General features: G+C 74.7%; 24 protein-coding genes and 1 pseudogene. 19 read left to right on the top strand and 6 right to left on the bottom strand.

The features are described from left to right. Positions 1-19: 19 nt before the first annotated feature. The 3 genes from AC0GKK_RS09820 (at position 20) to AC0GKK_RS09810 (ending at position 3,236) form a co-directional block, all read left to right on the top strand. Positions 20-1,579 carry a Re/Si-specific NAD(P)(+) transhydrogenase subunit alpha gene (locus AC0GKK_RS09820; RefSeq protein ID WP_455752475.1) on the top strand — a complete coding sequence of 520 codons (1,560 nt, stop codon included), beginning with the start codon at positions 20-22 and terminating at the stop codon, positions 1,577-1,579. Positions 1,580-1,582: 3 nt separating this feature from the next. After that, complete coding sequence (pntB, locus tag AC0GKK_RS09815; protein WP_208819884.1) at positions 1,583-2,992, top strand: Re/Si-specific NAD(P)(+) transhydrogenase subunit beta; 1,410 nt, start codon at positions 1,583-1,585, stop codon at positions 2,990-2,992. Between the two features lie 94 nt (positions 2,993-3,086). Continuing rightward, the gene (locus AC0GKK_RS09810; RefSeq protein ID WP_161151901.1) at positions 3,087-3,236 is read left to right on the top strand and encodes a hypothetical protein; all 150 of its coding nucleotides are present in this window, start codon (positions 3,087-3,089) and stop codon (positions 3,234-3,236) included. 126 nt (positions 3,237-3,362) lie between these two features. Here AC0GKK_RS09810 and AC0GKK_RS09805 read toward each other — a convergent pair whose 3' ends face one another. Next, positions 3,363-3,794, bottom strand: coding sequence for an ATP-binding protein (locus tag AC0GKK_RS09805; protein ID WP_482636678.1), 432 nt, complete (start codon positions 3,792-3,794; stop codon positions 3,363-3,365). 156 nt (positions 3,795-3,950) lie between these two features. Here AC0GKK_RS09805 and AC0GKK_RS09800 point away from each other — a divergent pair, with 156 nt between their 5' ends. The 7 genes from AC0GKK_RS09800 to AC0GKK_RS09770 all read left to right on the top strand — a co-directional run bounded on the left by AC0GKK_RS09800 (position 3,951) and on the right by AC0GKK_RS09770 (position 9,482). Beyond that, complete coding sequence (locus AC0GKK_RS09800) at positions 3,951-4,901, top strand: RNA polymerase sigma factor SigF (RefSeq protein WP_489883651.1); 951 nt, start codon at positions 3,951-3,953, stop codon at positions 4,899-4,901. A 311-nt stretch (positions 4,902-5,212) separates the two neighbouring features. Next, a complete protein-coding gene (locus tag AC0GKK_RS09795) occupies positions 5,213-5,917 on the top strand; it encodes a hypothetical protein (protein ID WP_489883650.1) in 705 nt (234 codons plus the stop codon). A 128-nt stretch (positions 5,918-6,045) separates the two neighbouring features. Continuing rightward, on the top strand, positions 6,046-6,780 hold the full coding sequence (locus AC0GKK_RS09790) for an energy-coupling factor ABC transporter permease (RefSeq protein ID WP_178374221.1): 735 nt from the start codon (positions 6,046-6,048) through the stop codon (positions 6,778-6,780). Beyond that, positions 6,777-7,067 carry an energy-coupling factor ABC transporter substrate-binding protein gene (locus AC0GKK_RS09785; protein ID WP_062400669.1) on the top strand — a complete coding sequence of 97 codons (291 nt, stop codon included), beginning with the start codon at positions 6,777-6,779 and terminating at the stop codon, positions 7,065-7,067. The genes AC0GKK_RS09790 and AC0GKK_RS09785 overlap by 4 nt, the downstream gene beginning before the upstream one ends. After that, positions 7,067-7,798, top strand: a complete 732-nt coding sequence (gene cbiQ / locus AC0GKK_RS09780; RefSeq protein ID WP_251785570.1) for a cobalt ECF transporter T component CbiQ — start codon at positions 7,067-7,069, stop codon at positions 7,796-7,798. The genes AC0GKK_RS09785 and cbiQ overlap by 1 nt, the downstream gene beginning before the upstream one ends. After that, positions 7,795-8,643 (top strand): energy-coupling factor ABC transporter ATP-binding protein, encoded by an 849-nt coding sequence (locus AC0GKK_RS09775; RefSeq protein WP_346106869.1) that lies wholly within the window; start codon positions 7,795-7,797, stop codon positions 8,641-8,643. The genes cbiQ and AC0GKK_RS09775 overlap by 4 nt, the downstream gene beginning before the upstream one ends. A gap of 5 nt (positions 8,644-8,648) precedes the next feature. After that, positions 8,649-9,482, top strand: a complete 834-nt coding sequence (locus AC0GKK_RS09770; protein WP_405419013.1) for an SAM-dependent methyltransferase — start codon at positions 8,649-8,651, stop codon at positions 9,480-9,482. A 5-nt stretch (positions 9,483-9,487) separates the two neighbouring features. Here AC0GKK_RS09770 and AC0GKK_RS09765 read toward each other — a convergent pair whose 3' ends face one another. Beyond that, positions 9,488-10,303 (bottom strand): crotonase/enoyl-CoA hydratase family protein, encoded by an 816-nt coding sequence (locus AC0GKK_RS09765; RefSeq protein ID WP_489883649.1) that lies wholly within the window; start codon positions 10,301-10,303, stop codon positions 9,488-9,490. 79 nt (positions 10,304-10,382) lie between these two features. Between AC0GKK_RS09765 and AC0GKK_RS09760 the strand changes: the two genes are divergently transcribed. Next, on the top strand, positions 10,383-11,612 hold the full coding sequence (locus AC0GKK_RS09760; RefSeq protein ID WP_489883648.1) for an MFS transporter: 1,230 nt from the start codon (positions 10,383-10,385) through the stop codon (positions 11,610-11,612). Positions 11,613-11,621: 9 nt separating this feature from the next. Continuing rightward, complete coding sequence (locus AC0GKK_RS09755; RefSeq protein ID WP_489883647.1) at positions 11,622-12,410, top strand: TrmH family RNA methyltransferase; 789 nt, start codon at positions 11,622-11,624, stop codon at positions 12,408-12,410. Here the strand turns inward: AC0GKK_RS09755 and AC0GKK_RS09750 are convergent. Next, positions 12,398-13,984, bottom strand: a complete 1,587-nt coding sequence (locus AC0GKK_RS09750; RefSeq protein ID WP_489883646.1) for an AMP-binding protein — start codon at positions 13,982-13,984, stop codon at positions 12,398-12,400. The two genes, AC0GKK_RS09755 and AC0GKK_RS09750, sit on opposite strands and share 13 nt — an antisense overlap. Positions 13,985-14,097: 113 nt before the next feature. Next, the gene (locus AC0GKK_RS09745) at positions 14,098-15,306 is read right to left on the bottom strand and encodes an MFS transporter (RefSeq protein ID WP_482636685.1); all 1,209 of its coding nucleotides are present in this window, start codon (positions 15,304-15,306) and stop codon (positions 14,098-14,100) included. A 45-nt stretch (positions 15,307-15,351) separates the two neighbouring features. Between AC0GKK_RS09745 and AC0GKK_RS09740 the strand changes: the two are divergent. After that, positions 15,352-16,556 (top strand): annotated as a pseudogene (locus tag AC0GKK_RS09740) (ROK family transcriptional regulator). 10 nt (positions 16,557-16,566) lie between these two features. On the opposite strand, the gene AC0GKK_RS09735 reads toward AC0GKK_RS09740, so the two are convergent. Beyond that, positions 16,567-18,303, bottom strand: coding sequence for a pyruvate dehydrogenase (locus AC0GKK_RS09735; protein ID WP_346106885.1), 1,737 nt, complete (start codon positions 18,301-18,303; stop codon positions 16,567-16,569). A 194-nt stretch (positions 18,304-18,497) separates the two neighbouring features. On the opposite strand from AC0GKK_RS09735, the gene AC0GKK_RS09730 reads away from it, so the two are divergent. Beyond that, positions 18,498-18,653 carry a hypothetical protein gene (locus AC0GKK_RS09730; RefSeq protein WP_178374212.1) on the top strand — a complete coding sequence of 52 codons (156 nt, stop codon included), beginning with the start codon at positions 18,498-18,500 and terminating at the stop codon, positions 18,651-18,653. Positions 18,654-18,781: 128 nt separating this feature from the next. Here AC0GKK_RS09730 and AC0GKK_RS09725 read toward each other — a convergent pair whose 3' ends face one another. Next, on the bottom strand, positions 18,782-19,669 hold the full coding sequence (locus AC0GKK_RS09725) for a beta-keto acid cleavage family enzyme (RefSeq protein ID WP_489883645.1): 888 nt from the start codon (positions 19,667-19,669) through the stop codon (positions 18,782-18,784). 62 nt (positions 19,670-19,731) lie between these two features. On the opposite strand from AC0GKK_RS09725, the gene aroQ reads away from it, so the two are divergent. The 5 genes from aroQ (at position 19,732) to AC0GKK_RS09700 (ending at position 24,125) form a co-directional block, all read left to right on the top strand. Continuing rightward, positions 19,732-20,331, top strand: coding sequence for a gamma subclass chorismate mutase AroQ (gene aroQ / locus AC0GKK_RS09720; protein WP_489883644.1), 600 nt, complete (start codon positions 19,732-19,734; stop codon positions 20,329-20,331). 98 nt (positions 20,332-20,429) lie between these two features. Next, complete coding sequence (locus tag AC0GKK_RS09715; protein ID WP_062400690.1) at positions 20,430-21,476, top strand: 2,5-dihydroxypyridine 5,6-dioxygenase NicX family protein; 1,047 nt, start codon at positions 20,430-20,432, stop codon at positions 21,474-21,476. After that, complete coding sequence (locus AC0GKK_RS09710) at positions 21,473-22,222, top strand: maleate cis-trans isomerase family protein (protein WP_208819858.1); 750 nt, start codon at positions 21,473-21,475, stop codon at positions 22,220-22,222. The genes AC0GKK_RS09715 and AC0GKK_RS09710 overlap by 4 nt, the downstream gene beginning before the upstream one ends. A gap of 200 nt (positions 22,223-22,422) precedes the next feature. Next, the gene (locus AC0GKK_RS09705; RefSeq protein ID WP_482636687.1) at positions 22,423-23,127 is read left to right on the top strand and encodes a GntR family transcriptional regulator; all 705 of its coding nucleotides are present in this window, start codon (positions 22,423-22,425) and stop codon (positions 23,125-23,127) included. After that, on the top strand, positions 23,124-24,125 hold the full coding sequence (locus AC0GKK_RS09700) for an ADP-ribosylglycohydrolase family protein (protein ID WP_489883643.1): 1,002 nt from the start codon (positions 23,124-23,126) through the stop codon (positions 24,123-24,125). The genes AC0GKK_RS09705 and AC0GKK_RS09700 overlap by 4 nt, the downstream gene beginning before the upstream one ends. Positions 24,126-24,131 lie beyond the last annotated feature (6 nt).

Below are 24,131 nucleotides of genomic sequence, written 5' to 3'. Positions count from 1 at the left end.
GCGAGATCGAGGAGAGTGCATGAGCGACAGCCCTGACCCGTCGGGACCGGCGATGCGGATCGGTGTGGCCGCGGAGGCGGAGCCCGAGACCCGCGTGGCGATGAGCCCCGAGACGATCGCGAAGGTCGTCGGCCTCGGTTACGCCGTCACGGTCGAGTCCGGGGCGGGTGCCCGTGCCGGGTTCACCGACGAGGCGTACGCCGAGGCCGGTGCCGATGTCGTCGACGGTCCCGTCTGGGACACCGACATCGTGGTGCGGATCAACGCCCCGCAGCCCGACGAGATCGGCAAGCTGCGCGAGGGGGCCGTGCTGATCGCCATGCTCGCGCCGCGCTTCGAGGCCGAGCGGACCGAGGCGCTCACCGCCCAGGGCGTCACCGCACTGTCGATGGACGCGGTGCCGCGGATCTCGCGGGCCCAGTCGATGGACGTGCTGTCGTCGATGGCCAACATCGCGGGCTACCGGGCGGTGATCGAGGCGGCCCACGTGTTCGGCCGGTTCTTCACCGGTCAGGTCACCGCGGCGGGCAAGGTCCCGCCGGCGAAGGTGCTCGTGGCCGGGGCGGGCGTCGCCGGGCTCGCCGCCATCGCCGCGGCCAACAGCCTCGGCGCGGTCGTGCGGGCCACCGACCCGCGCTCCGAGGTCGCCGACCAGGTGCGGTCGCTCGGCGGCGAGTACCTGGCGGTCGAGGTGGAGCAGGAGGCCTCCACCGACGGCTACGCCAAGGCCACCTCGGCGGACTACGACAAGCGCGCGGCCGAGATCTACTCCGAGCAGGCCGCGGACTGCGACATCATCATCACCACCGCGCTGATCCCGGGGCGCCCCGCGCCCAAGCTGATCACCGCCGCGGACGTGGCGTCCATGCGCCCGGGCAGCGTGGTCGTCGACATGGCGGCCTCGCAGGGCGGCAACGTCGAGGGCTCGGTGGCGGGGGAGTCGGTCGTCACCGACCACGGTGTCACGATCGTCGGCTACACCGACCTGGCCGCCCGGCTGCCCGCGCAGGCGTCGCAGCTCTACGGCACGAACGTGCTCAACCTGCTCAAGCTCATGACCCCGGAGAAGGACGGGCGGCTCGCGCTCGACCTCGACGACACCGTGGTCCGCGGCATCACCACCGCGCACGCGGGGGAGACGCTCTGGCCGCCGCCCGAGGTCACGGTGAGCGCGGCGCCCGCGGCCCAGCCGGCCGAGGAGCCGAAGGAGAAGGAGCCGGAGAAGCCGCGTTCCCCGTACGCGGGTCTCGCCGCCGGGATCGTCGGCGCGCTGGCGCTGTTCGCGGTCACGGCTCTGGCCCCGGCCGAGCTCGCCGGACACCTCACGGTGTTCGTGCTGGCGATCGTCATCGGCTTCTACGTCATCGGCAACGTGCACCACGCGCTGCACACGCCGCTGATGTCGGTCACGAACGCGATCTCCGGGATCATCGTCGTCGGCGCGATCCTGCAGATCGGCACGGGCGGCGACGCCCTGGTCATCGGGCTCGCCGCGGTCGCGGTGCTGCTCGCCGCCATCAACATCGTCGGTGGCTTCGCGGTGACCCGCCGCATGCTGCAGATGTTCACGAGGAGCTGAGCCGTGCAGACGTGGACCACTGCGGCGTACCTGATCGCCGCGATCCTGTTCGTGATCAGCCTCGCGGGGCTGTCGAGGCACGAGACATCGCGCTCCGGTGTGCTGTTCGGCATCGCCGGCATGACGATCGCGCTGGTCGCCACGGCCGTCGTCGCGCTCGGCCAGGCGTCCGGGCTGGGCGTCGCCCTGCTGCTGGTCGCCGTCGTCGTCGGCGGGGCGATCGGGCTCTGGCGGGCCCGCGTCGTCGAGATGACGGGGATGCCCGAGCTCATCGCGCTCATGCACAGCTTCGTCGGCCTCGCCGCGGTGCTGGTCGGCTGGAACGGCTTCCTGGAGGTCGAGTCCGGTCACCTGCAGCTCGAGGGCTCGCTGCTGGGCATCCACCACGCCGAGGTCGCCGTCGGCGTCTTCATCGGCGCGGTGACCTTCACCGGCTCGGTGGTCGCCTACCTGAAGCTGTCGGCGAAGATCAAGTCGGCGCCGCTGATGCTGCCCGGCAAGAACGTCCTCAACCTCGGCGCGCTCGTGGCGTTCGCGGTGCTGACGGTCGTCTTCGTCCTCTCGCCGCAGATGTGGATCCTGGCCGTGCTCACGGTGCTGGCGCTGCTGCTCGGCCTGCACCTGGTCGCCTCGATCGGCGGCGGTGACATGCCGGTCGTGGTGTCGATGCTGAACTCGTACTCCGGCTGGGCCGCCGCGGCGGCGGGCTTCCTCCTCGGCAACGACCTGCTGATCATCACCGGCGCGCTCGTCGGGTCCTCCGGTGCCTACCTGTCCTACATCATGTGCAAGGCGATGAACCGGTCGTTCGTCTCGGTCATCGCCGGTGGCTTCGGCGCCACCTCCTCGGCGGCCGCCGCGGTGGAGGGTGAGCACCGCGAGGTCGACGCCGACGGCGTCGCCGAGCTGCTCGCGAACGCCGAGAGCGTCGTGATCACCCCCGGCTACGGGATGGCGGTCGCCCAGGCCCAGTACCCGGTGGCGGAGCTGACCCGCTCACTGCGCGACGCCGGCGTGAACGTGCGCTTCGGCGTCCACCCGGTCGCGGGGCGGCTCCCCGGGCACATGAACGTGCTCCTCGCCGAGGCCCAGGTGCCCTACGACATCGTCCTGGAGATGGACGAGATCAACGACGACCTCGCCGAGACCGACGTCGTGCTCGTGATCGGCGCCAACGACACGGTCAACCCGGCCGCGTCGGAGGACCCGGGCTCACCGATCGCCGGGATGCCGGTGCTGCGGGTGTGGGACGCCAAGGACGTGATCGTGTTCAAGCGGTCGATGGCCACCGGCTACGCGGGAGTGCAGAACCCGCTGTTCTTCCGCGACAACACCCAGATGCTGTTCGGCGACGCCAAGGAGCGCGTGCAGGACATCCTGTCCTCGATCAAGAGCCTCACGAAGACGGGCTGACCGGCGGGCGACTTCACCCGGGCGGGGCGCAGGTGTTACCGAGCCGACTCCTGCGCTCCGCTTGCCCGGAACGTCCGGTGGGCACTCTGTGTCCATGAGTGAGAGCAGCACGCAGCACGCGAACACGACCTGGCCCCACCCCGAGAGCGAGCAGGCCCGCCACGACGGGCGCTACACCCCGGTCGCCCGCGCGGGACACCGCGGACACCGGTCCGACGACCCGTCCGCCTCCATGCGGGACTGACCACCGCACCACCACGCCCGGTCCGCAGCCGGATCGGGCCCGATGAGAACCGGTCGCCGTCACCCGCCCTCGAGCGTGGGGTGCGGCGACCCTGTCGTTGCAGGGGTCCCCGGGCGCGGGGACGGGTCAGGACGCCGGGACGCAGAGCCCCGGACAGCGGCCGATCCGCCCCTGGAACGAGACGGTCGTCCCGTCGGGACCCGGCACCACCCGGACGTCCTCCGCGACCGCCTCGATCATCCCGATGCCCCGTCCGCGGTGGCCGGGGTCGGTGGGCGGGTCGCGCCAGCGCCCGCGGTCGCTGACCTCCATCCGCACCCGGTACCCCTCGGCGTCACCGCGCAGCAGGACCGTCGCGTCCCCGCCCGGGCCGGTGGCCCCGTAGGCGTGCTCGATGCAGTTGGAGACGGCCTCGTTGACCGCGAGGACGAGATCCTGCACTGTCGGGCACTGTTCGTCGGTCCCGCACAGCGACGCGAGCCACCTCCGGGTCTCCCGGCGGGAGCGACCTGCCGACCCGGGTTCGACGGGCAGCTCGACACGCAGAGTCGGGGACATGGGAGAGCAGTACCCACCAGGTCGCCGTGCAACTCATCGGAGTGACCGTCGATCGACAGTCGACCAGGTCAGGCGACGTTCGACATGCGGGCCCGCGCCACCGGGCCTACCGTCGGTCGGTGATGACAGTCGATCATCGCCGGCCGCGGAGACGGCATGGCTGAGCCGAGCACGGACGCCGAGGGAGCCGAGGCGTCGCGGGCCGACGACACGGTGGGGGACCCGGTGGACGGCACGAGCGGGCACGTCGGGACCGTGCACACCGGTCCCGGGCACCCCGTGGACGAGGCCGCCGGGAACGCCCACGAGACCGCGGACGCCCGTCCCGACGAGTACGCCCACCTCGTAGCGCCCCTGCACGCCTTCGCCGCCGCCGGACCCGACGACCCGGAGCGGGAGCGGCTGCGCTCGGAGCTGGCGAGGGGCTTCCACCCGGTGGTCCGGCACATCGCCGGGCGCTACCGGCACCGCGGCGAGCCCGTCGAGGACCTGGAGCAGGTCGGCACGATCGGGCTGATCAACGCGCTGGACCGGTTCGACCCGGGCCAGGGGACCCCGTTCCTGGCCTACGCCGTCCCCACGATCACCGGGGAGATCCGCCGGTACTTCCGCGACCGCACCTGGTCGATGCGCGTGCCGCGGCGGCTCAAGGACATCCAGAGCCGCATGACCCGCGCCCAGGAGGAGCTGGCCTCGCGACACGGCCGCGCGCCCCGGGTCTCCGAGCTCGCCGAGCACCTCGGCATCAGCCGCGAGGAGGTCATCGAGGGGCTGCAGGCCCAGGACTCCTACCGGTCGGACTCGCTCGACCAGCTCGTCGGCGACACCGACAACCCGCTCGGCGAGATCGTCGGGGGCATCGACGCCGGGATGGACGCGGTCGAGGCCCGCGAGTCGCTGCGCCCCGCGCTGCGCAAGCTCCCCGAGCGGGAGCGGACCATCCTCATGCTGCGGTTCTTCGGCAACCAGACCCAGACCCAGATCGCCGCCCAGGTCGGGCTCTCGCAGATGCACGTGTCGCGGCTGCTCGCCCGGACCCTGGTGACCCTGCGCGAGCACCTCGCCGACGAGCAGACCCACCACGACGGGGTCCCCGAGGCCGGCTGACGCCCGTCCGCTACGACGACCGGGTGGCCGTGGTGGTCCGACCGGGGCAACCGGACCGGTCCGGATCACCTCGCCGTCACCTGCGCGTTTCCCCACCGGCCTCCCGGGGCACCCTGTCGTGTTCCGCGCACGCCGTCGTCCGTCCACCGGGCCACGGTGTCGCGCATACCGAGACATCAGCGAGACCGTCGTCGACATCAGCGAGACCGTCGTCCCGCGACCCGTCACCCGCGCCTCCACGGCCGGTCGGTGCTCCCACCGACCGGTCCCGCGCCGTGCCGCCGGTCGCGACGACAGGAGAGGAACCGGGCATGGCCGTGCAGGAGAAGACGTTCGCCACCGAGCGTGACGGCAAGCAGGCGGAGCGCTCGGCGGCCGCGGCCGCCGAGCGCGCCGAGGTGGCGGCCGCCAGGGCGGAGCGGGCCGCCGCGACAGCGCAGCAGGCCGCGCTGACCGCGGCCGGTGCCGCCGGCTCGGCCCGGGAGGCCGGGACGTCGGGCCCGTCGGCGAAGGCCGCGAAGGCAGGGAAGAAGGCCGACGCGAAGAAGGGCAAGAAGGACAGGAAGAGCGGCCGGAAGGCCGTCGAGGCCGCGAAGGCCGACACGAAGAAGGCCCGCCGCAAGGAGGAGAAGGACGCCGAGAAGGCCGTCCGCGCCGCCGAGAAGGCCGAGAAGAAGGCCCGCAAGCAGGCGAAGGCCGAGCGGGCCGAGCAGGAGAAGGCCGCGGCCGCGGAGAAGAAGGCCGCCCGGAAGGCCAAGGCCGCGCGGCTGGAGAAGGTCGCCAAGCGCGACGCCGCCGCGAAGGCGGAGAAGAAGGCCCGCAGGCTGGCGAAGGAGCAGGTCGTCGCCGGCCGGCCGGGCAGCGGGGTCGGTACGCCCGAGACCACGCCCGCCGAGCGGGAGAACCGACGTCGCGAGGCCGAGCAGGAGGCGGCCCGGCTGGCCGCCGCGGCCGAGCACAAGGCCACCGCCGAGCGCCCCGCCGAGGTGCACCACACCAACGGCCTGCGCCTCTGACGGCACACCGCAGCCACCGGCGACGCCCGGACCCGGCCGGGTCCGGGCGTCGCCGTGTGTCAGAGCCTGCACACCTGACCGGATGTTCAGGCTTGCACGATCGAACGACGTGGCCGTAGCGTTCGCCCGTGCACATCGCCGAGGGGTATCTGCCGCCGCTGCACGCGGCGGCCTGGACCGTCGTCGCCGCGCCGTTCGTCGTGCACGGCGCCCGCGCCGTGGTGCGCCGCGTGCGGGAGGACCCGGACACCAAGCTGCTGCTCGCCGCGGCGGGCGCGTTCACCTTCGTCCTCTCGGCGCTCAAGATCCCGTCGGTGACCGGGTCGTCGTCGCACCCGACCGGAACCGGGCTGGGCGCGGTGCTGTTCCGACCACCGGTGATGGCCCTGCTCGGGACGGTGGTGCTGTTCTTCCAGGCCGTCCTGCTCGCCCACGGCGGGCTCACCACGCTCGGCGCCAACGCCTTCTCGATGGCGATCGCCGGGCCGTGGATCGCCTACGGCGCCTACGTCGTGGTCCGCAGGATCGGGGGCTCGCTGGGGCCCGCGGTGTTCGCCGCGGCCTTCCTCGGTGACCTCGGTACCTACACGATCACCAGCGCGCAGCTCGCGCTCGCGTTCCCCGACCCCACCTCCGGGTTCGGCGGAGCGTTCGTCACCTTCGCCTCGATCTTCTCGATCACGCAGATCCCGCTGGCCGTGGCCGAGGGGCTGCTGACCGTGCTCGTCGTGCGGCTGCTCGTGCGCATCACCCCGGACGAGCTGCGCCGCCTCGGCGTGCTGCGCCCGGCCGCGGGCACCGACACCGGCGGCCCCGCCCCGGCCGCGACCGCGCAGGGCCCGGAGAAGGAGGCGTCGGCGTGAGCCGCTCGACCGTCGTGAACATCCTGCTGGTCGTCGCCGTCGTCGCGTTGTTCGCGGTGCCGGTGCTGTTCGTGCCCGGCGAGTACGCCGGGTCCGACGGCCAGGCGGGCGAGGCCATCGAGGCCACCGGCTACCAGCCGTGGTTCAGCCCGGTGTGGGAGCCGCCGTCGGGCGAGATCGAGTCCGGCATCTTCGCGATGCAGGCCGCGGCCGGCGCGGGCGTGCTCGGCTACTGCATCGGCGTCGCCCGCACCCGCAGCCGGGAGAAGGCCGCCCGGCAGAGCTGATGCTGCTGATCGACGAGACCGCCCACGCCAACCGCTGGCGATCCCGGCACCCCGGGGAGAAGGCGTTCCTCGCCCTGGGGCTGCTGCTGCTCGCCGTCGCGCTCCCACCGTGGCCGGGGGCCGTGCTGACCGGTACCGCGGCGCTGGCGCTGCTGCTGGGCGGGGCCCGGGTGCCGTGGCGGACCGCGTTGCGGCTGCTCGCGCTGCCCCTCGGGTTCGTGATCGTGGGGGCGCTGCCCCTGCTGGTGACCGTGGGCGGGGACCCGTGGCTCGCGCTCGCGCCGGGCGGACCGGCCCGGGCGGCCGCGCTCGTCGGACGCTCGCTGGCGGCGGTGTCCTGCCTGATCCTCTTCGCCGCGACGACGCCGCTCGCCGACACCCTGCCCCGGCTGCGGTGGGTGCCGCCGGCCGTCCTGGAGATCACCCTGCTCGTCTACCGGATGCTGTTCCTGTTGCTGGACTCGCTGACCGCGGTCCGGGAGGCCCAGTCCCTCCGGATGGGATTCCGGACGCGGCGGACCACCTTCCGGTCGCTGGCCGGGCAGGGCGGGGCCGTGTTCGTCCGCGCCTTCGACCGTGCCCGCCGCCTCGAGGCCGGCCTCGCCTCCCGCGGCTACGACGGCTCGCTGCGCGTCCGGGTACCCGCCCGCACCGTCTCGCCCGCCTTCGTCGCGGCGAGCACGGTGCTGCTCGTCGCCGTGCCCGTACTGGCCCTGGCGGTCGTCCCGTGACCGCGGTCCTGGAGGCCCGCGGGCTGGTCTTCGCCTACCCGGACGGGCCGGTCGTGCTCGACGGGGCGGACCTCGTCGTCGACCCGGGGCGCAGGCTCGCGGTGCTCGGCCCCAACGGCGGCGGCAAGACCACCCTGTTCCGGCTGCTGCTCGGGCTGCTCGCCCCGTCGGCCGGGCAGGTCCTGCTCGACGGCGAGCCGGTCCGCCGCACCCGCCGCGGGCTGGTGCGGCTGCGCGAGTCCGCCCAGCTCGTCCTGCAGGACCCCGACGACCAGCTGTTCTCCGCCGACGTCGCGCAGGACGTGTCGTTCGGCCCGCTCAACCTCGGTCTCGACGAGACCGAGGTCGACGCCCGGGTGCACGACGCGCTGTCCGCCGTCGGCATCGCCGACCTCGCCGACCGGCCGACGCACCGGCTGTCGTTCGGGCAGCGCAAGCGGGTCGCGATCGCCGGGGCACTCGCCGTCCGGCCCCGGGTGCTGGTGCTCGACGAGCCGACCGCGGGCCTGGACCCGGCCGGGGTGGAGGAGCTCGTCGTCGTGCTGGCGGACCTGCAGCGCGCCGGGACCGCGGTCGTGCTGTCCACACACGACGTCGACCTCGCCCACCGCTGGGCCGACGACGTCGCCGTCGTCGCGCGCGGGCGCGTCCGGCGCGGCCCGGCCGCGGAGGTCCTCGGCGACGCCGCGCTGCTCTCCGACGCCCGGCTCGGTCCGGCCTGGGCGCCCGCGGTCGCGCGGCTGCTCGCGCTGGCGGGCCACCCCGGCGTCGCCCCCGGCACCGCGGCGGAGCTGCACGATGTCCTGTCGGGACTTGCGACCCGGGAGACACCGGCGAGAGGGTGACGCCCATGACCGCCCCGGAGCCCGTGCCCGACCCGGTGGACGAGATCGACCTGACGCTCCCCAACCCGGCCCGCGTCTACGACTACATGCTCGGCGGCGCCCACAACTTCGCGACCGACCGGGAGTTCGCCGAGCGGGTGCTCGCCGCCCTGCCCGACACCCGGGAGGTCGCGCTCGCCAACCGGGCCTTCCTCGGCCGGGCCGTGCGGGCCTGCCTGGACCGCGGGGTGCGCCAGTTCCTCGACCTCGGGTCCGGCATCCCGACCGCCGAGCCGGTGCACGAGATCGCCCACCGGGCCGACCCCGCGGCGCGCGTGGCCTACGTCGACGTCGAGCCGGTGTCGGTCGCGATGAGCCGCCAGATCCTGACCGGTGTGGACGGTGCCTCGATCACCGCCGCCGACCTCACCGACGCCGGGGCCGTGCTCGCCGCGCCGGGTGTCGCGGGCCTGCTCGACCCGACCGAGCCGGTCGCCGTGCTCGCGGTGTCGGTGCTGCACTTCGTCCGCGACGACGACCTGCTCGGGGCCCTGTTCGACCGCTACGTGACGGCGTTCGGGCCCGGCAGCATGCTCGTCGTGTCGCACGGCAGCACCGACGTCGACGACCCGCACACCGCCGAGCGGATGCGCACCATCGAGCGGTTCACCCGGGACACCGCGCAGCCGGCGCGCTCCCGCGACCGCGCCCTGCTGCGCCGGCTGTTCGTCGACCGGCCCGGGCACCGGCTGGAGCTGCTGGAACCGGGCCTGGTCGACGTCAGCGACTGGCGGGCCGAGGACGGGCAGCCACCCGCAGGGATGTACGCGGTCGTCGGGGAGGTCGTCGGGCGACGGTAGGGCGGTCAGTTCCGGTAGACGCCCTGGCGCTTCTCCATGAACGCGCTGACGGCCTCGGTCAGGTCGGCCGAGACCAGCTGGCCGCCGTTCCAGGTGGCGATCTGGTCGAGCCCGTCGGCGACCGAGTGGTCGCGGGCGTAGGTGATCGCGTGCTTGGTGCCGCGCAGGGCCAGCGGCGACTTCGCGGCCAGCGACGCGGCCAGCTCGGCGACGCCCGCCTCCAGCGCGTCGGCGTCGGCGTACACGCCGTTGACCAGGCGCAGCTCCTTCGCCTCGGTGCCCGACACCGGCCGGCAGGTGTAGGCCATCTCGCGGGCCACACCCTCGCCGACGATCCGCGGCAGCCGCTGCAGCACGCCGACGTCGGCGGCCAGACCCATGTCGACCTCCTTCAGCACGAAGGACGCGTCGGCGGTCGCGTAGCGCAGGTCGCAGGCGACGGCCAGGTCCAGGCCTGCCCCGAGGCAGACGCCCTGGATCGCGGCGACGACCGGCTTCCGGCAGCGCTCGATCGCGGTGAGGCAGTCCTGCAGGTCGAGGATGGTGCGGCGCAGCGCGTCGGCGCCGTGCCCCACCGAGTCGTCCGACGCGGTCTCGCGCAGCCCGCCCAGCATCGACACGTCGATGCCCGAGCAGAAGTGCCGCCCGTTGCCGCTGATCACCACGACCCGCACGGCGGGGTCGGCGTCCAGCTCGCGCACCGCGTCGCGCAGCCCGAACCACATCGGCTCGTGCAGCGCGTTCGCCGCCTCCGGGCGGTCCAGGCGCAGCCGCGCGACCCCGTCCGCCACCTCGAGCGCGATCCCCGTCGGTTCACCCATGTCGTGTCACTCCGTCCTCGTCGCCGGTCCTCGCTGCGGAGGCTACCGGTAGGTAACCCCCGGCTGGCAGGATGCGACGGTGCGGCAGGGAGGCCGGGGGGACCGGACGTGGCTCGCGGCCTGCGGGCTGTTGTTCGCGACGGCCTTCGGCACGAACGTCCCGACCCCGCTGCTGCTGGTCTACCGGGCCGAGCTCGATCTGTCGGCGAGCACGCTCGCCGCGATCTTCGGGGTGTACGCGCTCGGGCTGGCGCCGTCGCTGCTGCTGGGCGGACCGGCGTCGGACCGGTTCGGGCGGGTGCGGGTGCTGCTGCCGGTCGCCGCCGGGGTCGCCGGGGCGTCGCTGCTGTTCCTCGGCGGGGCGTCGGCGCTGTGGCTGCTGTTCGCGGCCCGGTTCCTGCAGGGGCTGGCGTCGGGTGCGGTGTTCTCGGTGGGCAGCGCCTGGCTGCAGGACCTCGCCGGGCCGGACGGCGCGCCGCGGGCCGCGCGGGCGGCGTCGGTCGCCCAGACCGCCGGCTTCTGCCTCGGGCCGCTGACCTCCGGGCTGCTCGCGACCTCCGGGCCGCTGCCGCTCGCCCTGCCCTACCTCGTGCACGTGGCCCTGGTGGTGGTGGCGGTCGCCGCGGTGCTCGCCACCGTCGGGACGGGAACCCGCCCGGCCGGGCCGCCGTCCCGCGGCCTGCTGCCCCGGCCGGGCCTGACCCCGGCCGCGCGGCGGGTGTTCGTGCGGGTGGTCGTGCCGACCGCGGTGTGCGTGTACGCGTTCCCGTCGGTCGCGGTGACCGTGCTGCCGCTGCTGCTGCCCGGGATCTCCGGCGCGGTCGCGTTCACCGGGCTGCTCGCCGCGCTGACCCTGGGCACCGGGACGCTGGTGCAGCCCTTCGCGCACCGCCTCGGCCGCCGCACCGGGCCCGCCGGGGCCGGGCTGGGCGCCCTCGGGGCCGCCGCCGCGACGGTCACCGCGCTGCTCGCGCCGCCCGGGCCGGCCGCGGTCGCGGGTGTCGCGGTGGCCGGGGTGCTGTTCGGTGCGGGCGGCGGGCTCTGCCTCAACGCCGGGCTCACCCGCGTCGGCCGGCTGGCGCCGGCGTCCGGGCGGGGCGCGGTGAACGGGCTGTTCTACACCGCCGCCTACTCCGGGTTCGCCGCGCCGTGGCTGGCCACCGCATTCGTCGCGACGACGGCGCTCGCCGCCCCGCTGGCGGTGCTCGCCGCCGTGGCCGCGGTCACCGCCGGGTGGCTCGCGGTCCGCTCCGGAGACCCGGACGGGGCACCCGGTCCCGGCCGGTCCTCGGACGCCCCGCCGTCCTAGGCTCGTCGGGTGCCCGACCTGACCAGTACCGCCAACCCGCGTGTCAAGAACCTGGTCCGGCTGCGCACCCGCCGCCACCGCGACGCGGCGGCCGTCACCGTGATCGAGGGGCACGACGAGCTGGCGCTCGCGCTCGACGCCGGCGTCGAGCCGACCGAGGTGTACTGGGCGCCGGACCTCGTGCGGTCGGAGGCGCTGCTGGCCCGGATGCCGTCGGCGCGGGTGTTCTCGGTGACCCGCGAGGTGTTCGCCCGGATCGCCTACCGCGAGTCCCCGGACGGCTGGCTCGCCGTGGCCCCGGCCCCCGGCCGCCCGCTCGACGAGCTGGACCTCGGCCCGGACCCGCTCGTGCTCGTCGCCGAGGGTGTCGAGAAGCCCGGCAACGTCGGGGCGATGCTGCGCACCGCCGAGGCGTGCGGGGTGGACGCGGTGGTGATCGCGACCCCGGAGAGCGGCGGCACCGACTTCGCCAACCCCAACGTGGTGCGGGCGTCGAAGGGGACGGTGTTCGCGGTGCCGGTCGCGTCCGCGTCCACCACCGAGGTCCTCGACTGGCTCGACCGGCGCGGCATCGCCACCCTCGTCACCACCCCGGCCGGGACGACCGGGCTCGCCGGCACCGACCTGACCGGGCCGACCGCGCTGGTCATCGGGACCGAGGCCACCGGGGTGACCGACGCGTGGCTCGACCGGGCCGACGCCACGGTGGTCATCCCGATGCGCGGGCGGGTCAACTCGCTCAACGCCTCGATCGCCGCGGCCGTGGTGCTCTACGAGGCGGTCCGTCAGCGCGGCTGACCGACGAGCTCGGCGCGCAGCCGCTTCTTGTCGGTCTTGCCGATCCCGGTCAGCGGGATCCGCCCGACGAACTCCACGGTGTCCGGCACGTACATCGCGCCGGCGCGGTCGGCGACCAGGCCGGTCAGCTCGTCCGGGCTCGGCGCCGGGGAGTCGGTGACGACGGCGGCGTGCACGGTCTCGGTGCCGTCGTCGTCGGGCACCCCGAAGACCGCGGCGTGCCGGACGGCCGGGTGCTCCATGAGCAGGTCCTCCAGCTCGGAGGTGTACACGTGCCCGCCCACGACGACGATCATGTCCTTGACCCGGTCGAGCAGGTGCAGGTAGCCGTCGGCGTCCTGGCGGGCGACGTCGCCGGTCCGCACCCACCCGTCGACGACGGTGGCGGCGGTCAGCTCCGGCTGCTTCCAGTAGCCGTCCATCTCCATGCCGGTGTGCACCCACAGCTCGCCGCGCCCGCCCGGGGCGACGGGGCGGCCGTCGGCGTCGGTGATCGCGATCGTGGTGGTGGGGATCGGCCGCCCGACGGTGCCGAGCAGGTCGGGGTTGCGGTGCTCCTCGGCGGTGAGCACGCTGATCCCGCCGGCCTCGGTCTGGCCGTAGAACTGGGTGAACACCGGGCCGATCCGGCGCAGCGCCTCGGCGATGCGCCGCGGGTTGGCGGGGGCACCGCCGTAGACCAGCGACCGCAGCGACGACAGGTCGGTCCGGTCCAGGTCGGGGTGGTCGAGCAGGCGGTAGATCAGCGGCGGCAGCAGGAAGCCGTGGGTGATGCGCTCCCGCTCGACGGCGGCGAGGTAGGCGCCGGGCTCGAAGCCGTCCTGCAGGACGACGGTGCCGCCGTCGGTGAGGGTGCGGTCGGCGAGCGACCCGCCGACGTGGGCGACCGGCGTGGCGACGAGCAGGCGCGCGCCGGCGTCGCCGCTGCCGAACCCGCCTGTCCCGCGGCGCATCGCGGCACCGCGACGGTGGTGGTCGAAGGTGTAGGTGATGCCCTTCGGGTGGCCGGTGGTGCCGCCGGTGTGCCGGATCTGCTCGATGGCGTCCGGCCGGGCGCGGCCCCGGACCGGCTCGGTGGACGCCGTCGCGGCCTCGGCCGTCACGTCGGTGTCGGTGCCGTGCGGGCCGAGCCAGAGCACGTCGACGCCGGGGACCAGCGCGAGGACGGGCTCGGCGGCCGCCGCGGCGTCGGCGTCGGCGAGGACGAGCGGCGCCTCGACGTCGTCGACGATGCGGGCCTGCGCGGCGGCGGACAGGCCCTCGTGCGGCTGGGCGATGCCCGCCCCGAGCAGCGTCACCGCGAGCCGCGCGACGACCGCCTCGGGCGTGTTGCCGGCCAGCAGCGCCACGACCCGGCCCGGCTCGGCCCGGCCGTCGAGGGCGTGGGCGAGCCGGTGCACGGAGTCCACGAGCTCGCCCGCGGTGATCCTGCGGTCGCGGTGCACCAGGGCCTCGCGGCCGCGGTCGGCGGCGAGGGCGTCGAGGAGCTCCTCGACGTCGCTGTGCAGCGCGGCCCCGCTCTGCGTGGCGGCACCGTTGCGCGGCGCGGTGGCGCTGTCCGGATCGGCGGACATGTCCGGGCTCCTCTCGACGGGATCGTTGTCTTACGCAACGATCAACTCGAGGGCAGGCTTCCCGGAGGTGATCTGATCGACACCTCTCGCTTGTGTGACCTACCAGGCGGTCCTCAGGCGGCCAGGGCGAGCTCCTCACGCCGCTCGGAGCGCTCCATCCGGACCGCCACACCCAACGCGGCCAGCCCCAGCAGCGGCAGCACGGTGGCGACCGCGGCGGGCGCGGTCCAGCCCCATCCGGCGGCCAGGACCAGGGCGCCCAGCGCGGCCCCGAGGGCGTTGGACACGTTGAACGCGGCGTGGTGCAGTGCCGCGCCCAGGGTCGGACCCTCGCGACCGGCGTCCATCAGCCGGGTCGCCAGCGCCGGGGTGGTCGCGGTGGTGGTGAACGCCAGTGCGAACAGCGTGACCAGCGCGAACACCGGCGAGGACGCGGTGAGTGCGAACAGGGCCATCGACACCGCGGCGGCGGCGAGCCCCGAGGCGATCGTGCGGACCGGCGCAGCCTCGGCGAGCCGGCCGCCGACCTGGTTGCCCAGCGTCATCCCGAGCCCGAACACGGCCAGTGCGAGCGGCACGGCCGCGGTGGCGAGCCCGGACACCTCGGTGAGCACCGGGGTGATGTAGCTGTACACGGCGAACGAGCCGCCGAACCCGGTCGCGATGACCGCCATCGTGATCCAGACCTGGCCGCGGCGCAGCGCCGACAGCTCACCCAGCACCGAGCCGCGGCGCTCGTCGCGGACGTCGGGGACCAGTCGCCAGACGGCCAGCATCGTGAGCGCCGCGACGGCGCCGACGGTCAGGTAGGCCGCGGACCAGCCCGCGTTCTGCCCGAGCCAGGTCGCGCCCGGGACGCCGACGATGTTGGCGATCATCAGCCCGCTCATCACCGTCGCGATCGCCCGTGGCCGCCGCTCGCGGGGGACCAGGGAGGCGGCGAGCACCGAGGCCGTGCCGAAGTAGGCGCCGTGCGGCAGCCCGGCCAGGAACCGGGTGGCGACGAAGGTGCCGAACGTCGGGGCGAACGCCGACAGCACGTTGGTCACCGCCAGCGCGCCCGCCAGGGCCAGGACGAGGTGCTTGCGGGGCCACCGCGCGCCGAGCACGGCGAGCACCGGCGCGCCGACGACGACGCCGAGCGCGTAGGCGCTGATGGCCGTGCCGGCCTGCGGCACGGTGGCACCGAGGTCGGCGGCGAAGGCAGGCAGCAGACCCATCGAGGCGAACTCGGTGGTGCCGATGGCCAGACCGCCGAGGGCCATCGCGGCGAGCGCGGGCCCGGTGGTGGAAGACTGGGACGGGGTGAGAGCCTTTTTCATCGTGACACGAGGATAAATCTCGGGAGGCCGGAGGTGTCAAACCGGATGACGTCGATGTCGGCCGGTTCACGTTCCGGCACGGAGGCGCCCGGGCGCGCCGAGACCGACCGCTGGCGCGCCACCGCCGAGGTCCTGGACGAGGTCCGCCGCGAACCCGGCCTCACCCGCGTCGAGCTCGCCCGGCGGCTGCGCCTGGCCAGCGGCTCGGCCACCGAGATCGCGGCCCGGCTGCGCGACCTCGGCTGGGTCACCGAGGAGCGTGCCCCCTGCGGCGGGCGCGGGCGACCGACCACGACCCTGACGCCCAACCCGGACGGGCCGGGCGTCGTCGCCGTCGACGTGCGGTTCGAGGGCTGGCGGGCCGGGTTCGCCGGGCTCGACGGGGCCCCGGTCGCGGTGCGCTCGGGGCGGCACCGCCGTCGCGACCCCGACGCCGTCGCCGCGGAGCTGGCCGGGGTGGTCGGTGAGCTGGTCGCGGACGCGCCCGGACCGGTCGTGGCGGTCGGGATCGGGGTCGCGGCGACCGTCGTCGACGAGTACCTGGCCGAGACGGGCGGCGGGCAGGGCTGGAGCCCGCTCGACGTGCGCCGGATCGGCGCCGGGCTGGGCCTGCCCGTACTGGTCGGCAACGACGCGAACCTGGCCGGGGTCGCCGAGGTCCGGGACGGGGCCGCGGCCGGCGCGGGCACCGCGCTGTTCCTCACCGTCGAGGTGGGCATCGGCGGTGCGCTGCTGCTCGGGGGCGGGCCCAGACCGGCGCCCGCGGCGCGGCGGGGGAACTGGGGCACCTGCCCTTCGGCGATCCGGCCGCCCGGTGCGCCTGCGGTGCCCGCGGCTGCTGGACCACCGGGGTCGACGGCCGGGCGCTCGCCCGGATGCTGGGCGAGCCGGAGCCGGACACCCCCTACAGCTACGCCCGCGCGGTGCTCGACCGTGCCGCGGCGGGTGAGCCCGGACCGTCGGCCGCGGTCACGGGCGCGTCGGCGGCACTGGCCCGCGGCGTCGCCGGGCTGGTCAACGCGCACGACCCGGAGGTCGTCGTGCTGGCCGGGCTCGGGCCCGCGCTGCGGGCCGCGGCGCCCGAGGCGTTCGCCGTCGCCTACGACGCCGGGCTGATGGCCTTCCGCCGCGCCGTCGCGCCGCCGGTGCACGACGACGCGCACGGCGAGGACGGCGTGCTCCGGGGTGCCGCCGCGATCGCGCTCGACCACGCGGTCTCGGCCCCCGGGCTCGCCGCACGCGCCGGCTGACCCGCCCCGCTCAGGGCCGGGGGATCGACCGCAGGTTGCTGCGCGCCAGCTCGACCATCTTCCCGACGCCGCCGTCGAGCACCGTGCGGGTCGCGGCGAGTGCGAACCCGCGGACCTGCGCGGCGGTGATGTGCGGCGGGATGGACAGCGCGTTCGGGTCGGTGCGCACGTCGACCAGCGCCGGACCGCGGTGGTCCAGCGCCCGGCGCAGCGCGGCGCGCACGTCGGACGGGTCGTCGACGGCCTCGGCGTACAGCCCGGCGGCGCGGGCGATCCCGGCCAGGTCGGCCGGGCCGTGGTCGGTCTGGAACGACGGGTAGCCCGCCACCATCATCTCCAGCCGGATCATGCCCAGCGACCCGTTGTTGAACGCGACGACGGTGAGCGGCAGGTCGTGCTCGGCCGCGGTCAGCAGCTCGCCGAGCAGCATCGTCAGCCCGCCGTCGCCGGACAGCGACACCACCTGCCGGTCCGGGTACGCGAACTGGGCGCCGATCGCGTGCGGCAGGGCGTTCGCCATCGTCCCGTGCCGGTAGGAGCCGATGATCCGGCGCCGGCCGTTGGGGGACAGGTAGCGGGCCGCCCACACGTTGCACATGCCGGTGTCGACGGTGGCGACGGCGTCGTCGGCCATCTCCTCGTCGAGGACCGCCGCGACGTGCTCGGGGTGGATCGGGCGCAGGTCGGAGACCTTGCGGGTGTAGGCGCCGACCACCTTCTCCAGCGCCTCGGCGTGCCTGCGCAGCATCCGGTCCAGGAAGGAGCGGTCGGTCTTCTCCGCGATCCGCGGCAGCAGCGCGTCCAGGGTGGACGCGGCGTCGCCGTGCACACCCAGCTCCAGCAGCGTGCGACGCCCCAGGCGCGCGGGGTCGGTGTCGATCTGCACGGTCCGCGCCTGCGGCAGGAACGAGTCGTAGGGGAAGTCGGTGCCGATCAGGACGAGCAGGTCGGCCTCGTGCGTCGCCTCGTAGCAGGCGCCGTAGCCGAGCAGCCCGGACATGCCGACGTCGTGGGCGTTGTCGTACTGGATCCACTCCTTGCCGCGCAGCGAGTGGCCGATCGGCGCCTTCACCTTCTCGGCGAGGGCGAGCACCTGCTCGCGGGCGTGCTCGATCCCGGCGCCGACGAACAGCGTCACGGTGTCCGCGGCGTCGACGAGCCGGGCCAGCTCGGCCACCTGGTCCTCGGACGGCGCCACGACGCCGGTGGGCGGGGACAGGTGCGAGGTGCCGGTGTCGTTCGGGGCGTCGAGCGCGCTGACGTCGCCGGGCAGGACCAGCACCGCCACGTCGGACTCGGCGAGCGCGGTCTGCATCGCGATCCGCTGCATCCGGGGCATCTGCTCGGGCCGCGAGATCAGCTCGCAGTACGCCGAGCACTCGGTGAACAGCCGCTCCGGGTGGGTCTCCTGGAAGTAGCCGGTGCCGATCTGGACCGAGGGGATGTGCGAGGCGATCGCCAGCACCGGCGCACCGGTGCGGTGGGCGTCCATCAGGCCCTGGATCAGGTGCGTGTTGCCGGGGCCGCAGCTGCCGGCACAGACCGCGAGCCGCCCGGTGAGCTGGGCCTCCGCGGCGGCCGCGAGCGCGGCGGCCTCCTCGTTGTGCACGTGCACCCACCGGATGCGGCCGTCGCGGCGGATCGCGTCCGCGATCGGGTTGAGGCTGTCACCGACCAGGCCGTAGATCCGTTCGACGCCGGCCTGGTGCAGCAGCTCGATCATCTGGTCGGCCACGGTGCGGCCCATGTGGTCCTCCTCGCGCTCGGGTGCGAGGGCCGTGTTCCCCTCCGGTGGCGGACCGAACCGTTCCGGCGTGTGACGGTCCCCGCGCACCGTCCGGCGCACGGCAGGTCACGACTCGAACATCGGAATCGATTCCCGCACTGCGGAGTCCCCCGGACGTGAGTACTTTCTCCTCACATTCCTGGGAGGGACACGAAATGATCATTCTCGGTCTGATCCTGCTGCTGGTGGGGTATTTCACCAGCATCTCCATTCTCTACTACCTCGGTGGTCTGCTGGTCATCGTCGGTGTGGTCCTGTTGATCCTGGGAGCGATCGGACGGCCGGTGGGCGGGCGGAAAGCCTGGTTCTGACCGGGCCGGCCGGACCCGGCCGCGGACATCCGCGGACCGGGTGACGGCCGGCGTCGTCGAATTCTCCGCGGGGGTGCGTGTCCGGGTCGACCGGAAACGCGCCCCCGTGGTGTGTCACGGCGAAAGGATCACCCGCGGGGCCGGATTCCGAGAATGTCGCGGGCGGCCGCGGGGGAGGCCGGTGTCGCGCCCACCCGGTCCAGCACGCGCAGGGCGCCGTCGAGCAGCTCCCGGTTCGACGGCGCCGTGCCCCGGCCGTCGTCGAAGTCCTCCAGGCCGACCCGCAGGTGCCCGCCGCGGCGCACCGCCAGCTCGGCCAGCCCGGAGGCGACGACGTCACCGCCCAGCACGGCCACCGACCACGGCAGGCCCGAGGGCTCCAGCAGTTCCAGGTAGGCCTCCAGCGCGGCGGGCGTCGGCGGCAGCCCGAACTGCAGCCGGTCGGCGAAGTACAGCTTCACGATCGCCCCCCGCGGGACCCTCCCGTGCCGGTGCAGGGTCAGCGTGGTGCGCAGGAACCCCGGCTCGAAGATCGAGATGCTCGGGGCGGCGCCCAGCTCGGCGGTGCGGGCGAACATGTACTCGGTGTCGGCGAAGGAGTTCTGGTACGGCTCCGGCGCCGCCGCGTCCGGGCAGGTGCCGTCGTCGAGCAGGCCGACGTTGACCGAGCCGGGGTCGACCAGTGTCATGTGTCCGCGCCGGCCCAGCTCCTCGACGTGCGCCCACCGCCGGGTCACCGGGATGTCGCGGGCCCCGGCCGCCATCGTCGGGTAGAGCAGTGCGTCGGGGTGCGCGGCCAGGACCGGGTCCCAGGCCGCCAGGTACGGCTCGACGGCGTGCACCCCGTCGACGGTGAACATCGGCTCGTCGTTGTGGTGGTGCACGATCGCCGCGCCCGCGTCGAGCACGTCGACGGCCTGGTCGGCCACCTCCGCCGGGGTGCGGGGCACGCGCGGGTTGCGCTCCCGCGTCGTCGTGCCGTTCAGCGCCACTTCCAGGATGACCGCGGTGTCCACGCCCGCCAGCATCGCCGCAGGCGGCGGTGGGGCGCGACCGCTGCGGTCGTAGGCTCGCCGCTGTGATCGGCACACGCGGTACCGCACTGGCCGGGTCGCTCCTGGTCCTGGGACTGCTGGCCGGGTGCGGCGACCAGCCCCTCCCGCTGACCGAGGGGCCGCCCGGCGCGTCCCCGGCCGACGGGCTCGTCCGGGTCGTGCAGCTGTCCGCGCAGCGCGCCCAGGTCTCCGACCAGGTCGCCGCGGCGAAGTTCGGGACCGGGGCGGCCGTCACCGACCCGGCGCGGGAGGCGGCCGTCGTCGCGCAGGCGCGGGCGGACGCGACCCGCGACGGCGTCGACCCCGACTGGACGGCCCGGATCGTCGCCGACCAGATCGCGGCGAGCACCCAGGTGCAGAACGACCTGATCCGGCAGTGGACCGACCGGCCCGACACGCGTCCGGCGCAGCGGCCCGAGCTGGCCCGGGTGCGGCCGCAGCTCGACCGGATCGGCGACGAGCTCGTGGCCGCCCTGAAGCTGGCCGGACCGGCCCGGGCGAACGAGGAGTGCCCGTCGACCCTGGCCCAGGCCGCGGTCGAGCAGGCGCAGGGGCTCGACGAGGTCCACCGCAACGCCCTCGGGCGGTCGCTGAAGTCCGTCTGCGACGGCGCCCCCGGCTGATCCGCCCCGTGTGACGGTGCCGTTTCCGCTCGTCCGAAGGTCTTGCGTATCCGGATAGTACGTGCTCGGATTAATAGGACGAGACACGGAGGTGCGCGATGGACCAGAACCTGTTCAACGACATCTGCCTGCAGCAGCTGACGCTGTCGGGCGTGCACGAGGGGGAGACGGTCGTCGTGCTCACCCGGGGCGCGGAACGGACCGAGTACGCCGACGCGTTCCTCTGGGCGATCCAGAAGCTGGGCGCGACCGGCTACCACATGCGGCTGCCGTCGCCGGCGAGCGCGGGCGGCGCCTGGGCGGTCGGCGACTCCGGCCTGGGGAACATCCCCCTGGCCGTGGACGCCCTCAAGGCCGCGGACATGGTCGTGGACTGCACGTTCCTGCTGTTCAGCGCCGAGCAGTTCGCCATCCAGGACGCGGGCACCCGCATCCTCACCGCGGTCGAGCCGCCCGAGCTGCTGGCCCGGCTGATGCCGACCACCGAGCTGCGCGAGCGCGTCGAGACCGGCGCGGAGCTGCTGGCCAAGGCCTCGACCATGCGGATCACCAGCCCGCACGGCACCGACGTGACCTACCAGCTCGGCATGTACCCGACGCTGAGCGAGTACGGCTACACCGACACCCCCGGTCGCTGGGACCACTGGCCCGCGGCGTTCGTGTTCACCGGCGGTTCCGACGACGGTGTCGACGGGAAGATCGTCCTCGCCCCCGGGGACGTGCTGCTGCCGTTCAACACCTACGTGCAGACCCCGGTGGAGATCACCATCGAGCAGGGCTTCATCCGCGACATCCGCGGCGGCGCCGGCTCCTCCGGTCTCGACGCGGACCTGCTCCGCTCCTACATCGAGTCCTTCGACGACCCGCGCGGCTACGGCATGAGCCACGTCGGCTGGGGCCTCGACGAGCGCGCCCACTGGCACGGCCTGACGCAGTTCGGCGGCGGCATGGGCATGGAGCTGCGCAGCTTCTACGGCAACGTCATGTTCTCCATCGGCCCGAACAACGAGCTCGGCGGCCCGAACGACACCGCCTGTCACTTCGACATCCCGATGCGCGGCAACTCCCTGTTCCTCGACGACGAGCTGATCGTCGACGCCGGTGAGCTGACCGTGCCGGAGATGAAGCCGGTGGCGCGCCGATGACGCGCGACCACCACATCGGGATGATCGTCCCGTCGTCGAATCTCACGATGGAGACCGAGCTCCCGCGGATGCTGCGCGCCCGGGAGGACGTGCTGCCCGAGGACCGGTTCGTCTTCCACGCGGCGCGGGCCCGGATGCAGCACGTGACCCCCGAGCAGCTGCGCGCGATGAACGCCCAGGCCCAGCGGGCCGCGGCCGAGCTGGCCGACGCCCGGCCGGACGTCGTCGCGACGGCCTGCCTGGTTGCGATCATGGCGCAGGGCCCCGGCTACCACTGCACCGCCGAGGACGACATCACCGCCGCGCTGCGGGCGGAGGGCTCCGACGCCCCCGTCGTCTCCAGCGCCGGAGCGCTGCTGTCGGGGATCGCCGCGCTCGGTGCGACGCGGGTCGCGATCATCACCCCGTACATGGAGCCGCTGACGAAGGCGGTCGTGGACTACATCGAGGACGCGGGGGTCGAGGTCGTCGACTCGCTGTCGCTGCAGGTGCCCGACAACCTCGCCGTCGCCCGGCTCGATCCGGCCGACCTGCGCGAGCACTGGCGCAGGCTGGACCTGACCGGCGCCGACGCGCTGGTGCTCAGCGCGTGCGTGCAGATGCCGTCGCTGCCGTCGATCGAGGCGGTGCAGGACGAGGCCGGCATCCCGGTCCTGTCCGCCGCCACCGCGACCACGCACCGCATCCTCACCGGGCTCGGGCTGGAGCCACGGGTGCCCGGGGCGGGGGCGCTGCTCGCCGGCTGAGGCAGTACGACCGGGACCCGCGTGCCGCGCCGGCACGCGGGTCGTCGTCGTGTCCGCGGGCCGGGTGTCCACGTGGTCCTCCTCCGAGGAGTGCGGGGTCCCCGGAGGATGCGCCCGGCTCCGCGCAGCTGGATCACGGGGCGCCGGGCGTCCGGGACGGGGGGTGGACGCGGCCGACCCTGTGCTGTACATGTTTGTACATGTCTGAACAGGGTGGGCGCTCCAAGAGGGCGCGCCTCGTCGAGGACCTCGCCGGGCGGATCCGCTCCGGCCGGTTGCCGCACGGCGAGCAGCTCCCGGGGGAGAACCAGCTCGCCCGCACCTACGCCGTCTCCCGCGGCACCGTCCGCAGCGCACTGGCCGAGCTGGCCCGTCGCGACCTGATCACCACCGAGACCGGCGTCGGGTCGTTCGTGACTTTCGACGGGTCCCCGCTGGACCAGCGGCTCGGCTGGGCGCAGGCGCTCGCCGCGTCCGGCGCGGCCGTGAGCACCGAGCTGCTCGGCATCTCGCCCGGCGGCGACCCCGGCCCCACCGGGTACGAGGGGCCGCTGGTCACCGTGCGCCGGCTGCGCCGGGCCGGGACCGTTCCGGTGTCGCTGGAGACGGCGTCGCTGCCCGCGACCGGCGCGCTGGCGCAGCTGCCCGCGACCGGGCTGGTCGACGGCTCGATCACCGCCACCCTCGCCGCCACCGGGCTGACCGGCGTCGGGGGGGAGCAGTGGATCTCGGTGGCCCCGCTCGGCGCCGCGGACGCCGCCACCCTCGAACGCGCCCCCGGCGAGCCGTTCCTGCAGGCCGTGCGGGTCACCCGGGACGCGACCGGCGGGCTCGTCGAGCACGTGGTCAGCCTCCTGGACCCGCAGCGCTTCCGGTTCCACCTCGAGTTCGGCGGCGGGCGGTGAACCCGGCCCGCGACCGCGCGCTCGGCGCGCTGCTCGGCCTGGCCGTCGGCGACGCGCTCGGCATGCCCACCCAGTCGCTGTCCCGGTCGGCGATCGCCGAGCGCTACGGCGTCGTCGACCGGCTCCTCGACGGCGCCGACGACCAGCCGATCGCCCCGAAGCTCCCCGCCGGCACCGTCACCGACGACACCGAGCAGGCGCTGCTGCTCGCCCGGATCCTGCTCGACCACGACGGCCGGGTCCCGCCCCGGGTGTTCGCCTCCTCCCTGGAGAAGTGGGAGCAGGACATGATCCGGCGCGGGTCGCTGGACCTGCTCGGCCCCTCCACCCGCCGGGCCCTGACCCGGCTCGCGGACGGCGAGCCCCCCGAGATCGCCGGCCGCGACGGCGTCACCAACGGCGCCGCGATGCGTGTCGCGCCCGCCGGCATCGCGTACGCCGGCCCGCGGCTCCTCGACGCCGTCGTCGAGTCGGCGGTCGTCACCCACCACACCGCACCCGGGATCGCGGCCGCCGCCGCGGTGGCCGCCGCGGTGTCGGCCGGGGTGTCCGGCGCGGGGCTCCCTGCCGCGCTGGACGCCGCGCTCGACGCCGCCCGGGCCGGTGCGCGACGCGGCGGCTGGGCGGCCGGTGCCGACGTCGCCGCCCGCCTCGACGTCGCGTTCCGGGTCCTGCCCGGGCTCGGCCGGGCCGCGCTCGCCGACACCCTTGTCGGCGTCGTCGGCACCTCGGTCACCGCGACCGAGTCCGTCGTCGCCGCCCTCGGGCTCGCCGCCGCCCTCGGCGACGACCCGCGGGCCGCGCTGGTCACCGCCGCCTCGCTGGGTGGTGACACCGACACCGTCGCCGCCATCTGCGGCGCGGTCCTCGGGGCGGTGCACGGCGCCGCCGCACTGCCCGCCGACCTCGTGGGCACCGTCCGCCGGGTCAACGCACCCCTGCTCGACCCCCTCGACGACGTGGTCGAGGGACTGCTCCACCTCCGGTCCACCTCCTGAACGGAG

The organism is Pseudonocardia sp. P-1, assembly GCF_058111925.1.
Note: the sequence above shows the minus strand (reverse complement) of the source record. Positions and strands in the feature narration are given on the sequence as shown.